Origin of the sequence: Nocardia sp. NPDC049190, from assembly GCF_040648115.1 — a bacterium.
Lineage (GTDB): Bacteria > Actinomycetota > Actinomycetes > Mycobacteriales > Mycobacteriaceae > Nocardia.
This window is the reverse complement of record NZ_JBEZDE010000002.1, coordinates 283464-297003: the sequence shown is the minus strand read 5'-3', so window position 1 is coordinate 297003 and position 13540 is coordinate 283464. Positions and strand designations below refer to the sequence as shown.

The window sequence follows — 13540 nt, the reverse complement described above, 5'->3', positions numbered from 1 at the left end:
AGCGGTCGGTGCAGCCTTCGCGAGCCAGAGCCGTCAGCGCGGTCCGCGCGAGCCAGAGCGGTTGGCAGTCTCGGCCAGTCGGAGCCGTCAGCGCAGTCTCCGCGAGCCGGATTCGTCGGTGCAGTCTTCGTCGGTTGGAGCAGTCGTCTCGGCTCCGGCCCAGCGCCGCTACTACGCGCCGACCTCGCACAGTCTGCCGTTCGGCACTTGACGATCGCGCTCGCCCGCGCAATACTGAACTAGATGGTTCAGTATGACTTCCTTGATGCTTCCTTCGGGGCACTCGCGGATCCCACTCGACGCGGAATCCTGGAATGCCTCGGTCGTGCCCCGGCGACCGTCAGCGAGTTGGCCGAACGCTTCGAGATGACGCTGACCGGCGTGAAGAAGCACATCCAGTTGCTGGAGGCCGCGGGCATGGTCGTCACGGAGAAGCGCGGTCGGGTGCGCTACTGCACGCTCGGCGCGAACGTCTTCGATCGTGAAATGGCCTGGATGCAGGGCTATCGGCGGATGGTGGAAGCCCGAATGGACCGTCTCGGCGAATTCCTCGAGCGAACGGAGCAGGACACATGAGCACAACCACGAACGACGCCGTGGTCACCACAGACACCGATCGCGAGATCCATATCGAGCGGATCTTCGATGCTCCGCGTGAGCGGGTCTGGGCCGCTTACAGCCGGATCGAGTTGCTCACGCAATGGTGGGGGCGCGGCAATCGGCTCGACGTCGAGCGTTGGGAGTTCCGTGTGGGTGGGCACTGGCGGTTCGTCGAGCACGCCGACGGCGAAACCCATGGTTTCGAAGGCAGATTCCGGGAGATCACGCCGCAGGAGCGGATCGTGTACTCGTTCGAGTGGGACGGTATGCCCGCGCATGTCGCGATCGACAGTGTCAGTTTCATCGACCTCGGTGACGGCCGAACCAAAGCGGTCACCGACAGTCAGTTCCACACGCCGCAGGAGCGTGACGGCATGGTGCAGTCCGGCATGGAGATCGGGCTCAACGCGGGCTACCGAGCGTTGGACGCCTTGTTGGCCAGGAAATCCTGACCGGATACGGCCCCGTCGGCGCGGCGGGGCCGAAACATGCTGTGCCGCTCAGTCTCTGGCTGTGCCGATCCGGCGCTGACGTGGCTTGAGATGCAGTCCGGGCAGCGGCGGTGCGGGGATGCGCTGCTCGGGCGGGTGGCCCGCGATGTCCGCGAACCGTTCGACATCCCGGTTCTCCCAATCATTCCGGGCCCTGACGATCTCCTCATGGCTGCGGGCGACGAAGTTCCACCACATCACGAGTTCCTCGCCGAACGGCTCGCCGCCGATCAAGGCGAAATGCGCGCCGTTGGCGCTCGTAAGCGGCAATTCGTCGCGACCGGTGCCCAGATACAGCAGCGGTCCGGGGGCGAGTTCGGCACCCGCGACTGCCACCTCGCCGTCGATCACCAGAATCGCGTGTTCGAAGCGGGGATCGACCGGAACGGTGATGTCGGCGCCTGGCTCCATCCGCATATCGGCGCCGACCAGGGGCGTGTACGCGATCGCGGGTGAGGTGGCCCCGGCCAGCGAGCCGATCAGGACGGTAGCTCTGAGGCCGGGCGCTTCGACGACCGGAAGCTCCCGGTGCTGTTCGAAGTGCGGGTCGATGCCGGCGTGGTCGCCGGGCAACGCGATCCACAATTGCAGGCCGTGCCCCGCGGGTGCGCCCGGGACCACGTACTCGGAATGGGCGATGCCGCGGCCCGATGTCATCAGATTCAGCTGACCGGGCTCGATCCGTACGTCCGAACCGACCGAGTCGCGGTGCCGGATGCGGCCGTCGAACGGCCAGGTCACTGTTTGTAGGCCGATGTGCGGGTGCGGATCGATGTCGGGCGGCGCGCCGGTGTTGGTCACTGTCGGCGAGCCGAAGTGATCGAGAAAACACCACGCGCCGACCGTCGGGAGATCCCGTTGCGGCAGTACGCGTTCGACGTAGACGCCGCGCACGCCGCCGAGCGGCACCTCGCGCGCTGGGTACAGTTCGGCGACCGGGCCGGGACCCGGCGCGGGCTCGCAGAGCGTTTCCGCAGGCCGCGCGTCCATGTCACTCACCGGATGATGCCCTTTCCGATGACGTGCGCGTCGTGGTCGGGGTGCTTGTCCAGGTATGCCTTGATGAACGGGCACAGCGCCCGGATGACCCGCCCGCGCGTGATGGCGTCCTCGACCGCGCCTTTCGCCAGGACGGAACCGAGCCCTTTGCCGGAGAAAGCGCCGTCGATCTCGGTGTGGGTGAACACCGTCTCGTCGTCGCGCTCCTCGTACTCGGCGAAGCCGGCCAGCTCTCCGTTGTAGAGCACCTCGTAGCGCTGCTTCTCGTCGTTGCGGACGACCGTGGACGCCTGCGCCGATTCGGTCATTGCCTTCTCCTTCCGTGCGTGTACCGGGTGCTTGCTCAGGATCGACACGCGGTTGAACGCCCCGATCGTGGTCGCCACCCAGACGACGACAGCCAGCTGATCATCGGTCAAGTGGTTGCGAGCGAGCGCGTACTCACGCTCCATCGTGTCCTCGTCCGGAAGCGTCGCGGTGATCTCCGCGAGAGTGAGCACCGCCTGCTCGAACGGGGTGTACAGGGCGCTGCGTCGCCATGCGGGCAGCACCGCGATCTCCTGCTCGCGGACTCCAGCCGCGAGCGCGGCGCGGTAGTGCACGTCCAGGCAGTACGCGCAGCCATTGATCTGCGAGACGCGCAGGTTGATCAGTTCGATCATTCTGCGGTCGAGCCCGACCGCGGCGCCCGCGGCACGCACCTCACTCGCGACGCTGTTGAGCGCGCGGAATGCCGTGGGTGTCTGCTTGTCGATCCAGACACGGTCGTGTGCTGCCGAAGGCTTCATATCGATCGGATGTTAGCTGGCACGGGTTAACGCTCAGGCAATGGACTCCAAAAAACGGACTGCGGTCCGTGATGGTGTCCGTATCGCGGCGGCGGGTAAATGTTCCACTGACCTGCTCGAATGTCCGTGCTCGAACGGAGCCGTCCGGCGCCGCGTGCAGCGTCGGACGGCAACGAGTCCGCTTGCTACTCCCGGCCCGCCGAGGTGAACGTCATATCCGCATACCGGGTTCCGGCGACCTTGCCCGCGATCGGCTCCAGCGTGGCCAGCTCGTCGACGGTCAGCGCGATGGTCGCGGCGGCCACATTGTCGGCGAGCCGGACCCGGCTGCGCGTGCCGGGAATCGGGACCACCGCGAGGTCGTGGACGCGGGCCTGTGCGTGCACCCAGGCCAATGCGACCTGCGCCTGCGTGATGCCGCGGGTGTCCGCGATCGCCCGTAGCGGCGTGAGCAGCTCCGTGTTGTGGGCCACATTGTCGCCGGAGAAGCGTGGCATCGCGTCGCGGAAGTCCTCTCCGTCCGACGATTCGCCCGCACCGGTGTACGACCCGGTGAGGAAACCGCGGCCGAGCGGCGAATACGGCACGAATGTCACGCCCAGCTCCGCGGCGGCGGGCACCACGGTCTGTTCGACATCCCGAGAGAACAGCGACCATTCCGACTGCACGGCGGCGATCGGGTGCACCGCGTGCGCGGCACGAAGTTCGGCTCCGGTCACCTCGGACAGGCCCAGCGCGCGCACCTTCCCCTCCCGCACCAGTTCCGCCAGTACGCCGACGGTGTCCTCGATCGGCGTATCGGGACTCTTGCGGTGCATGTAGTACAGGTCGATGGTGTCGATCCGGAGCCTGCGCAGGCTGGCCTCCACCGCAGCGCGAATATAGGCGGGGGAATTGTCGATACCGCGGTAGGTCGGGTCGTCGGCTTTACGGACGATGCCGAACTTGGTGGCCAACACCACCCGGTCTCGATGGGCGCCGACGAAATCGCTGAGAAATTCCTCGTTGTGGCCGGAACCGTAGATGTCGGCGGTGTCGAAGAGCGTGACACCCAGTTCCAGCCCGCGGTCCAGCGTGGCCCGCGATTCGGTGAGGTCGCTCGCGCCGTAGAACTCGCTCATTCCCATGCAGCCCAGCCCCTGGGTCCCCACCTCGATGCCGTCGGCGCCCAGCGTGGTGGTGGGAAGCGCGGCGGTGGTGGGCCCACCCGTCGTCCGGCCGCCATCCTCCGTCGAATCACTGCGTGATACTGCGTTCATACCTTGACCCCTTCGCTGTCGTGCGCGATGACCACGGCCGGCCGGGACGCCTGGGCTTTGCCCTCATAGACGGCGATCTTGTAATCCAGCACGGCCAGGGTCTGACGAAGTTCATCGAGCTTGGCGAGTACCTCGGTGCGCGTGTTCTGGAACATTGCCAGGCGCTCCGGAAAGGTGGATTCTCCTTCCCGGACCAACTCGGCGTAGCGAACCATGTCCGCCACCGACATGCCGGTGGTGCGTAGGCGGCCGATCAGCGTGAGCCATTCCAGATCGCGATCACTGAACCGGCGCTTGCCGGTGTGGTCCCTACCGATGTAATCCATCAGCCCGATCCGCTCGTACCAGCGCAAGGTGTCCCGGCTCAGTCCCGACCGTTCTGCCGCGGCGCCGATCGAATGCCGCGGCAGCTCCCAGTCGCTCGCAGTGCCGTGCGATACGGTCTCGCTCATGACTGCGCCTCGCCGGCGCTCGGCTCCGTCACGCGCGCTGCGCGCTGTGCCGATGATTCGCTCACTGACTCGCCCTTCTCGTTGAACACCGACGACGCTAGTCACCTGGAGTGCACTCCAAGCAAGACCAATTCTGCCAAGCTTGCCCACAGTCCTCTCGTGTGGAGTGCGTACCGGAATGAGTGCGGGCGGCGCGGCATCGATCCGCGAGTTGTGGCGGCGAGAGGAGCTCATCCCGTGCGATCAGAGTGAGTTTGCGGCTCGTCCTCGCGAGGCGGCCAAGCGAGTGCGTGATGTGACTACCCTAGCGAGCAGGCGCTTTTGAAGGAGATGACGGACGCATGGGCACGGGGGGTACGCGATCTCGGCGAGTTCCAGTCGCAGGCCGAGGGCGTTCGTTGAGACCTCCGACACCCCGACCGAGCCGAGCCAGTCGATTGCTGCATTGGTCGGGGTGGACAAAAGTAGCGGCAATGGCAACGACAGTGGCCACGCTCGGCGCGACGCTCACTGCCGCCGGCGCCCTATGGTTCACCGCCCAGTCGCTACGCGCGACGAACAGCCAGCATTCCCTAGCGCAGCAAACCGCGGTGACCGACCGCTTTCGCCTGGCGGCAGAACAACTTGCCTCCGACAAAATCGATGTCCGCCTGTCGGGTATCTACCTACTCGAGCGTCTCGCCAAAGACTCTCCCGCCGATCACGCGACCGTCTTCGCAATGCTGTCAGCGTTCCTGCGCACCCACACGAACGCGGGCGAGTGCCGGACGCAGAGCCCGGTCCGGCCGATACCCACCGACATCCAGGCCGTTCTCACTGTTATCACACGTCGCGTCCTCGGTCCCGAGAGCCTCGCCGACAAACCGGACCTACGCTTGACCTGCCTGGCGGAGGGCGATCTCACCGACGTGATTCTCTCCCACGCGGACTTCACCCGCGCGAACCTCGCAACGGTAAATCTCACCCGCGCCTTCCTCCCGTACGCGAATCTCACCGACGCCGACCTCACCGGCGCGAACCTCACCGACACCGTTCTCGGCGCTGCGAACCTCACTGGCGCCAAACTCGTCGGGGCCGATCTCACCGGCGCGGATCTCAGGGACGCGAACCTCACCGGCGCCGCCTATGACCTCACTACGCGGTGGCCAGACGGTTTCACGCCGCCGTAGCCAGCGCCCGCATCGTGGTGTTCAGGGTTCGGACCGCGAATCGAGTGAAATTCTGCGTCGCGCGGGCACCCGACGCGCGGATGCCCGCGCCCGCGGTCAGCTGCTGTAATTCGGAAGTTGCTGGACGGCCCACTTGTTGCCGTCGGGGTCGGCGAAGAACGTGAACAGCCCCCAGCCGAGGTCCTGCACCGGAGTGGCCGCCACGCCGGCGGCGGTCAGCTGCTGGTAGGCCTCCTCGGCGCTGGCCACCACCATCTGCATGCCCTCGACGCTGCCCGGCGCCGCCTCGGTGAGGCCCTCACCGAGACAGATGGAACAGCCGGAACCGGGCGGGGTGAGCTGAACGAAGCGCAGGTTCTCGTTGACGCGGTGGTCGTGATCGGCATTGAAGCCGATCTTGGTGTAGAAGTCTTTGGCGCGGTCGACGTCGGTCACCGGAATGGCGACAAGCTCGATTTTCCAATCCATTCGGCGAGCATCCCACCGGGTACCGACAAAGTCTCGATTTCGCGCCTACGCTGGGGGCATGCCTGGAAAGGACATCGATCGGATCAGGGCTCGTTCGGCCTGGGCGACGGTCAAGGAAAGCCCGGTGATCACCGCCATCGCGGTCGCGCCGTTCGTGCTCGCGCTCGGCGTGGTGTGGTGGCTGTTCGGCGGGTTCGCCGCGTTCGTGCTGCTCGTCGTTCTCGGTGCGGTCGTTGTGGTCGGCGGCAAGTTGCTGCGCTGACCGCTCGCCGAACTGTGAGCGGTCAGCGCGGAATGTGAAAGTGTGTCAGTTCGCCGGTTCCTTGGTCGATGTCGGCCCACGGCCGGTCGAATCGCAGCACCGCCAGTGCCGAGGTGGGGAACTTCCTGCTGAGCTCGACCGCCGGTGTGCAGTCGCGGTTGTTCGCCAATTCCCATGCCGTCCATGGCATGCCGGGCGCATGCCCGATCAGCAGCAGCGTCGCCACGTCGACGTCGCTGAGTTGGATGAGTTCGATGAGCGATGCCGGGACCGCGTCGTAGATCCCGGCCTCGTAAACCACCGGCGCCGTGATTCCGGTGGCGGCGAGTGTCTGCCTGGTGCGTGTGGCGGTGGAGCACCGCACGGCGTCGATCGGTGGTTGGGTCTCGCGCAACCACTCGCCGGCCAGTCCGGCTTCACGGCGCCCCCGCGGCGCCAGTGGTCGTTCGTGATCGCCGACGCCATCCGGGTACGCCGACTTGCCGTGCCGCATGAGGATCAGAGTCCGCACCATGGGGATACCGTAAGCCCTCTGAAGGTGAGGTCTGGACCACACTCGAGGCAAACTGATAGCGGCACGACAGCAGGTTCGCCGCGAGAGTCCCTCGCGGTGGATGTGCCGGACGTCGCTTTTGTCCACCGCAACCCCATGGGTGGCCACAGCCCACGTACATTTCCGAGGATCAGCACAATATGGCCTACGTAATCACGCAGCGCTGTTGTAATGACGCCAGCTGCGTTTCCGAGTGCCCGGTCGATTGCATTCGTCCCACCCCGGATCAGCCGGAGTTCGCGACGACCGAGATGCTCTATATCGACCCCGACACGTGCATCGACTGCGGAGCCTGTGTGGACGCGTGTCCGGTGGAGGCCATCTACCCCGAGGACGACCTGATCGACTCGTTGGCCCGATTCCGTGATGTCAATGCCGCCTACTTCCAACGGCATCCGCTCGAGTCGAACTTCACTCCGATCGTCACGCCCGCGCGTCCGCCGAAAGAGCTGGGTACGCTGCGCGTCGCGATCGTCGGAGCCGGGCCGGCGGCCTGTTATGCGGCAGATGAACTGCTGCGCAGGGCCGATGTCGAGATCGAGATGTTCGACCGGCTGCCGACTCCGTGGGGTTTGGTGCGCGCGGGTGTCGCTCCGGATCATCCGGGCACCAAGACCGTCGCGAACATGTTCGAGTCGGCGTTCCGCCGCGAGACGCTGCAGTACTACCTCAACGTCGAGGTCGGCACGCATATCTCGCACGACGAACTGCTGCAGCACCACCATGCCGTGATCTACGCGGTCGGCGCCTCGACCGACCGCCGCCTCGAAGTGCCGGGCGAGGATCTACCGGGCAGCCATTCCGCCACCGAGTTCGTCGCCTGGTACAACGGCCACCCCGACTACGCGGACCGGACGTTCGACCTGTCCGGCGAGCGGGCCGTGATCGTCGGCAACGGCAACGTCGCCTTGGACGTGGCGCGGGTACTGACCGCCGACCCCGACGAACTGGCCAAGACCGACATCGCCGACTACGCGCTGGACGCGCTGCGGCAGAGCACCATTCGCGAGGTCGTCGTGCTGGGCAGGCGCGGCCCGCTGCAGGCGGCCTACACCTCGTCGGAGTTTCTCGCCCTCGCACACCTGAAAGGCGTCGATATCGTCATCGACGACGCCGACCTGGAACTCGACCAGGCGAGCCAGGCAGCGTTGGACGATCCGGAAATCGAGCCGTCACTGACGCTGAAGTACACCCTGGCCAAGGAGTACGCCGCCGGTCGCCGAGTCGACGGCAACAGGCGGATCGTGTTCCGCTACCTGGTCTCGCCGACCGTGCTCACCGGCGCCGACCGGGTCGAATCGGTCGAGTTCGTGCACAACGAGCTGGTCGACCGCGAGGGGCGGCAGGTGGCCGTGGCGACCGACCGAACCGGGAACATCGACGCCACGCTGGTGCTGCGATCTATCGGCTATCGGGGCGAACCGGTCGGCGACCTGCCGTTCGACGAGCAGCGCGGCATCGTGCCCAATGAACACGGTCGGGTGATCGGCGCCGACGGCGCCCCGGTCCCCGGCGTGTACGTCAGCGGCTGGATCAAGCGTGGTCCGCGGGGCGTCATCGGTTCGAACCGGACCGATTCCGAGGAGACCACCGAGCAGCTCATCGCCGACTTCACCATGGGCAGACTCGCTGTGCCGGAGGCCGGCCGCGCCGCACTCCAGACGCTGCTCGCGCAGCGCCGAGTCGACCTGGTCGACCGGGCGGGCTGGCGGGCGATCGATCAAGCGGAGAAAGCAGCCGGCAAGTCCGCGGGGCGTCCGCGGGTCAAGTTCACCAGTCGGGAAGACCTGCTCAAAGCCGCCCGCGGCTGACCGTGTCGGAAGCCGGTCGGGTCATCCGAGATCCGGCCGGCGCGCATGGCGGCAGCGTCCTACCAACCAGACATCTGATTCGTAAGGACATGGGTAACTCGCCGGGGCATTCTCGTAACTCGAGTGACACTCGACGCAGGGCCTGAACGCATATCCCGAGCCACCCACCAGTACGGCCTGAAACCCGGAGAGGCGGGACAGACTAAAGACCCGGAGAGGCGGGCTGCCCGGGCTGCCCGGGCAGCGGCATGATGCGGACCACGGTGGTGGTCGTCCCGCCGACGACGAACCACAACCGCAGCACTGGACTGCCGTTCCGATCGCTCGGCTCGTAGCGGCTGCGCACCGTCACATGCTGGCGCGCGAGCACCGGCGCCACGTATTCGATCACCGCGCGGTGCGGGCCCGCGAGCAACTTGGGGTACTCGACCAGGAACTGTTCGACTGCCTGCCAGTAACACGCGTTGTTGACGTGGTTGTACTGATCGATATCCGTCGCGCGCACCGGGAACGGCAGGTCGGTCTCGGACTCCGGCGGCGTGGCGTCGGTCAGGTACGGTCGCCAGCGCAGCCGGTGCTCGCTGGTCGTGCGACCCAGGTAGGCGAGGCCGTCGTCGCTGATCCGAGCGGGCATCCCGGTCGACTCACCGATATTGATCCAGAAGCCCTCCGTCTCGATCAAGCCGCCGTTGCCGCTGGTGATCCGTACGCGCATATTCGTCCATCGGGTGGACATCGCCGAGCACCAGCGCAGCAACTGCACTTCGTCCGGCCAGAGAATCGGTCGAATGACATCGATGACCGTTCGCCGGACGATCCAATTCGGGTCGCTCCGGTGAAAAAATGTCTTCTGCAGATTCTCCCAGGCAATATCCTGCAGGTAGCGGGCGACGGAATCGAACCGCAATCGGTCGTACGGATCCACATCACCAGCCCGCACGGGCCACGCCGAAGCAAAGCCCATGCCCTCCTGGGGAAGCGGGGCGAGTGGCTGATCGAGTGACACTGGTGCTCCTCGCGCTGCACGGTGTGCCGCGTTTCTTTCTGTGGTGCTTGTTGTGACACGACTTTACGGGGCGGACTTCATACCCTCGCGTCGAGCCGCCTGTACTCACCTATCATCCGCCAAGAACCGCTTGGACCAGGCAGAATGTCTTTTCTGCTCGGTTTCGGCCGGCTCGATCGGCGTCGATCGGCAACCCTGGTCGGCGCTGCCCGAGTTCGGTGCGTCATTCCGGCCCACTGCCGAGCGATCTGTAATGGTCGATTCGAGTACAGCACCTCGGTCATGATCTCGGCGGCCGCGTTCGAGATGCCACCGTTGCCCGGCGCCTGGTCAGGTGTTGAACGTGCAATCGACGATCTGCGGCGGATCTTTACACGGAGAGCTTGCCACTCGATTGCTGGTGCGTGCGTTTCGCTGCGATCGAAACACTCGCGGGCGTTCTGGACAGAAGCCCGTGGCGGCCGGTTAGGTTGGTTGTCGGCGGCGTCGGTGCCGGCGCACGCTGTCGCAAGAACAGAGAGGACAGCACATGCGTGCAGCTCAGGTCAGCAAGCTGGACGGGCCGGAGGCGATCCAGGTCGTGGATCTGCCGGAGCCCGCGTCCTACCCGGGCGGCGTCGTCATCGACGTGCACGCGGCGGGCGTCGCCTTCCCGGATGTGCTGATGACACGAGGGCTGTACCAGATGAAGCCCGAGTTGCCGTTCGTCGTCGGCAGTGAGGCCGCGGGCATCGTGCGGGAAGCGCCGGCGGAGGCGCACGTGCGGCCGGGCGATCGGGTAGTCGCGCTGACCCTGCTCGGCAATGCCATGGCAGAGGTGGCCGTCGCGCCCGCGCAGATGGTGTTCCGGCTGCCGGACAACGTCTCGCTGGCGGCGGGCGCCGGCATCGTGTTCAACGATCTGACCGTGCACTTCTGCTTGCGCAACCGCGGCAGGCTGGCCGAGGGGGAGACCGTTCTGGTGCACGGCGCCGCAGGCGGCATCGGGACCTCGACGCTGCGGATGGCCGCCGCGCTCGGCGCGGGCCGGGTGATCGCGGTGGTGAGTACCGAGGCGAAGGCCGAGGTGGCCCGCGCCAACGGCGCCACCGACGTGGTACTCGCCGACGGTTGGCTGGCGGCGGTGAAAGAGCTGACCGGTGGCCGTGGTGTGGACATCGTGCTCGACCCGGTCGGCGGCGACCGCTTCACCGACAGCATCCGATCACTCGCCTCGGCGGGCCGTTTGCTGGTGGTCGGTTTCACCGCGGGCGAGATCCCCACGGTCAAGGTGAACCGGTTGCTGTTGAAGAACGTCGAGGTGGTGGGCGCGGCCTGGGGTGAATGGGTGATGTCGCACCCGGGCTATCTCGCCGAGCAGTGGGCCGAGGTGGAGCCGCTGCTCGCTTCCGGGAAGATCGCGCCGCCGGACCCGGCGCTGTACCCGCTGGACAAGGCCGCCGACGCGGTCGCGGCACTGGACAACCGCACCGCAACGGGGAAGGTCGTGGTCACGCTGCGCTGACGCGCACCATTGCTGCGGCTCGTTGCGACTCTGTCGATCCAGGTAACCGAACCGGACCTGCTCACACCCGGTCAGCGGGAGCGTTTGCCGGTTCGGGGGGCCCGAGTTGTGCGATCGTCTCGCCGGCCTGCGGGTACGAAATTCGTCGCCGCTGTTGTCGGATCGTGCCGCCGCATAATGGATTTCGATCCGAGGATGGTTTCGGACGTGTCGACCGAGCGCGCGCTATTCGTTGGTCGACCGGTAGGCGGGCGCTTTGGTGGTACCGGCCGGACTCAGTGTGTGCAACAGCGGCAGGGTGCGCCGAGCGACCACCGTCGACAACATGATGACGCTGTGCGAGCGCGTCACCGACGAGGTCCGGTCGATACTCAGCAATACCGCCTGGAGCCCGGCGTGCGAGTCGGCCCCGATCCGGCACAGCACGTCGCTGGATCCGGTGGTGGCGTAGGCCTCGAGCACGCCGGGAATGGCGTCGAGTTCGGCCGCGACCGTCTCCAGCGCGCCCTGCGCGATCTCCAGCGTGACGAAAGCCTGCACGTCGAACCCCGCCGCGGTGACATCGATCTGCGGATCGTAGGAGGCGATCACGCCGGACTGCTCCATGCGCGCGATCCGGGATTGCACTGTCGCTCTCGCGACCCGGGTCCGGCGGGACAGCTCGAGAATGCCCGCCTTCTGGTGTTCGTGCATCGCCGTGAGGATGGCAAGATCGAGTTCGTCGAGTTTCGCCGGCGTGCGCGCCATGACTGCCTCCGTTCGGAGCACGGGCCAGGCTTCCTGCCTGTACTGCTGATGCTATTCAAATTGTCCAGCAATCCGCGACACTTCCTAGCCGAATTCGCCACACTGTCTATCGGTGATCGACGCTGTTGCCTACCAGGCGCCCCAGCGATTTCCTTGCTGCATGACCATCGAGCACCTGCCGACCGCTCCGTCCGGAGCCGTACCCAGCAACGGTGACCTGCGCACTCTCGTCGGGCTGGTCGACCATGACGACAGCCGCGATCCCTTTCCGGTGATCGGCTGGGACGCCCTCGTCTGGGTGGTGGGCAACGCCACGCAGACCGCGCATTTTCTGGAATCCGCCTTCGGGATGCGACTGGAGGCGTACGCCGGGCCGGAGACCGGAAACCGCGACCACAAGGCGTTCGTCCTACGCAGTGGCGCTGCGCGTTTCGTGATCACCGGGGCTGTCGATCCGGACAGTCCTCTGGTCGCCCATCACGATCGCCACGGCGACGGCGTGGTCGATATCGCGCTCGAGGTACCGGACGTGGATCGCTGCGTGGCGTGGGCGCGCACCCACGGCGCCACCATCCTGGTCGAACCGCACGACGACACCGACGACTGGGGCACCGTGCGCTCCGCCGCGCTGGCTACGTATGGCGAGACGCGGCACACTCTGGTCGACCGTTCCCGCTACCACGGGCCCTACCTGCCCGGTTATGTCGCCCGGCGCTCGACCTATCAGCGACGGGCCAGCGCACCCAACCGGCTTTTGCAGGCGATCGATCATGTGGTGGGCAACGTCGAACTCGGGCAGATGGACGAGTGGGTCGAGTTCTACCGGCGTGTCATGGGTTTCACGAACATGGCCGAGTTCGTCGGCGACGACATCGCCACCGAGTACTCGGCGCTGATGAGCAAGGTCGTCGCCAATGGAAACCACCGGGTGAAGTTCCCGCTCAACGAACCGGCCGTGGGCAAGAAGCGGTCGCAGATCGACGAATACCTCGATTTCTACCGCGGCCCCGGCGTGCAGCACATCGCGCTCGCCACCAACGACATCCTCACCTGCGTCGACGCACTACGCCGCGAGGGCGTCGAATTCCTCGAGACACCCGACACCTACTACGAGGATCCGGAACTGCGGGCTCGTATCGGCCAGGTCCGTGTCCCGGTCGAGGAATTACAACGCCGCGCCATCCTCGTCGACCGGGACGAAGATGGCTATCTGCTGCAGATTTTCACCAAGCCGCTCACCGACCGTCCGACCGTATTCTTCGAAATCATCGAGCGCCACGGGTCCCTCGGCTTCGGCAAGGGAAATTTCAAAGCGCTGTTTCAGGCGATCGAACGCGAACAAGCCGCCCGCGGCAATCTTTAGGCCCTCGACGGAGATTGCCCGTAGTCCGACTCGGTGCGGGAAGGATCTGTGCGCGGTCGCACCGTGCA

At 66.2% G+C, this 13540-nt stretch carries 15 protein-coding genes; 7 read left to right on the top strand and 8 right to left on the bottom strand.

Annotated features, from left to right (window positions below; all coding sequences use genetic code 11):
- Positions 1–243 precede the first annotated feature (243 nt).
- Both AB0B25_RS03215 and AB0B25_RS03210 read left to right on the top strand, forming a co-directional pair.
- Positions 244–576, top strand: a complete 333-nt coding sequence (locus AB0B25_RS03215) for a metalloregulator ArsR/SmtB family transcription factor (RefSeq protein ID WP_357173915.1) — start codon at positions 244–246, stop codon at positions 574–576.
- Positions 573–1052, top strand: a complete 480-nt coding sequence (locus AB0B25_RS03210; RefSeq protein ID WP_357173912.1) for an SRPBCC family protein — start codon at positions 573–575, stop codon at positions 1050–1052. Before AB0B25_RS03215 ends, AB0B25_RS03210 begins: the two co-directional genes overlap by 4 nt.
- Before the next feature lie 48 nt (positions 1053–1100).
- Here AB0B25_RS03210 and AB0B25_RS03205 read toward each other — a convergent pair whose 3' ends face one another.
- The 4 genes from AB0B25_RS03205 to AB0B25_RS03190 form a co-directional block, all read right to left on the bottom strand.
- Complete coding sequence (locus tag AB0B25_RS03205; RefSeq protein ID WP_357173910.1) at positions 1101–2090, bottom strand: pirin family protein; 990 nt, start codon at positions 2088–2090, stop codon at positions 1101–1103.
- Complete coding sequence (locus AB0B25_RS03200) at positions 2087–2878, bottom strand: GNAT family N-acetyltransferase (protein WP_357173907.1); 792 nt, start codon at positions 2876–2878, stop codon at positions 2087–2089. The genes AB0B25_RS03205 and AB0B25_RS03200 overlap by 4 nt, the downstream gene beginning before the upstream one ends.
- A gap of 185 nt (positions 2879–3063) precedes the next feature.
- On the bottom strand, positions 3064–4137 hold the full coding sequence (locus AB0B25_RS03195; protein ID WP_357173904.1) for an aldo/keto reductase: 1074 nt from the start codon (positions 4135–4137) through the stop codon (positions 3064–3066).
- Positions 4134–4589 carry a MerR family transcriptional regulator gene (locus tag AB0B25_RS03190; RefSeq protein WP_357173901.1) on the bottom strand — a complete coding sequence of 152 codons (456 nt, stop codon included), beginning with the start codon at positions 4587–4589 and terminating at the stop codon, positions 4134–4136. Before AB0B25_RS03190 ends, AB0B25_RS03195 begins: the two co-directional genes overlap by 4 nt.
- Positions 4590–5062: 473 nt before the next feature.
- Here AB0B25_RS03190 and AB0B25_RS03185 point away from each other — a divergent pair, with 473 nt between their 5' ends.
- Positions 5063–5758: a pentapeptide repeat-containing protein gene (locus tag AB0B25_RS03185; protein WP_357173898.1), complete on the top strand. Its 696-nt coding sequence runs from the start codon at positions 5063–5065 to the stop codon at positions 5756–5758.
- 96 nt (positions 5759–5854) lie between these two features.
- On the opposite strand, the gene AB0B25_RS03180 is transcribed toward AB0B25_RS03185, so the two are convergent.
- Positions 5855–6226 carry a glyoxalase superfamily protein gene (locus tag AB0B25_RS03180; protein WP_357173895.1) on the bottom strand — a complete coding sequence of 124 codons (372 nt, stop codon included), beginning with the start codon at positions 6224–6226 and terminating at the stop codon, positions 5855–5857.
- Between the two features lie 58 nt (positions 6227–6284).
- Here AB0B25_RS03180 and AB0B25_RS03175 point away from each other — a divergent pair, with 58 nt between their 5' ends.
- The gene (locus AB0B25_RS03175; protein WP_357173893.1) at positions 6285–6488 is read left to right on the top strand and encodes a hypothetical protein; all 204 of its coding nucleotides are present in this window, start codon (positions 6285–6287) and stop codon (positions 6486–6488) included.
- Positions 6489–6510: 22 nt separating this feature from the next.
- Here the strand turns inward: AB0B25_RS03175 and AB0B25_RS03170 are convergent, their stop codons facing one another.
- The gene (locus tag AB0B25_RS03170; protein ID WP_357173890.1) at positions 6511–7002 is read right to left on the bottom strand and encodes a histidine phosphatase family protein; all 492 of its coding nucleotides are present in this window, start codon (positions 7000–7002) and stop codon (positions 6511–6513) included.
- A gap of 179 nt (positions 7003–7181) precedes the next feature.
- Between AB0B25_RS03170 and AB0B25_RS03165 the strand changes: the two genes are divergently transcribed.
- Positions 7182–8852, top strand: a complete 1671-nt coding sequence (locus tag AB0B25_RS03165) for an FAD-dependent oxidoreductase (RefSeq protein ID WP_357173887.1) — start codon at positions 7182–7184, stop codon at positions 8850–8852.
- A 202-nt stretch (positions 8853–9054) separates the two neighbouring features.
- On the opposite strand, the gene AB0B25_RS03160 is transcribed toward AB0B25_RS03165, so the two are convergent.
- Positions 9055–9858, bottom strand: a complete 804-nt coding sequence (locus AB0B25_RS03160) for an acyl-ACP thioesterase domain-containing protein (RefSeq protein ID WP_357173885.1) — start codon at positions 9856–9858, stop codon at positions 9055–9057.
- A gap of 529 nt (positions 9859–10387) precedes the next feature.
- On the opposite strand from AB0B25_RS03160, the gene AB0B25_RS03155 reads away from it, so the two are divergent.
- Positions 10388–11362 (top strand): NADPH:quinone oxidoreductase family protein, encoded by a 975-nt coding sequence (locus AB0B25_RS03155; RefSeq protein ID WP_357173883.1) that lies wholly within the window; start codon positions 10388–10390, stop codon positions 11360–11362.
- Positions 11363–11587: 225 nt separating this feature from the next.
- Here the strand turns inward: AB0B25_RS03155 and AB0B25_RS03150 are convergent, their stop codons facing one another.
- A complete protein-coding gene (locus AB0B25_RS03150) occupies positions 11588–12109 on the bottom strand; it encodes an Lrp/AsnC ligand binding domain-containing protein (protein WP_357173881.1) in 522 nt (173 codons plus the stop codon).
- 160 nt (positions 12110–12269) lie between these two features.
- Between AB0B25_RS03150 and hppD the strand changes: the two genes are divergently transcribed.
- Positions 12270–13472 carry a 4-hydroxyphenylpyruvate dioxygenase gene (gene hppD / locus AB0B25_RS03145; protein ID WP_357173879.1) on the top strand — a complete coding sequence of 401 codons (1203 nt, stop codon included), beginning with the start codon at positions 12270–12272 and terminating at the stop codon, positions 13470–13472.
- The last annotated feature ends 68 nt before the right edge of the window (positions 13473–13540 follow it).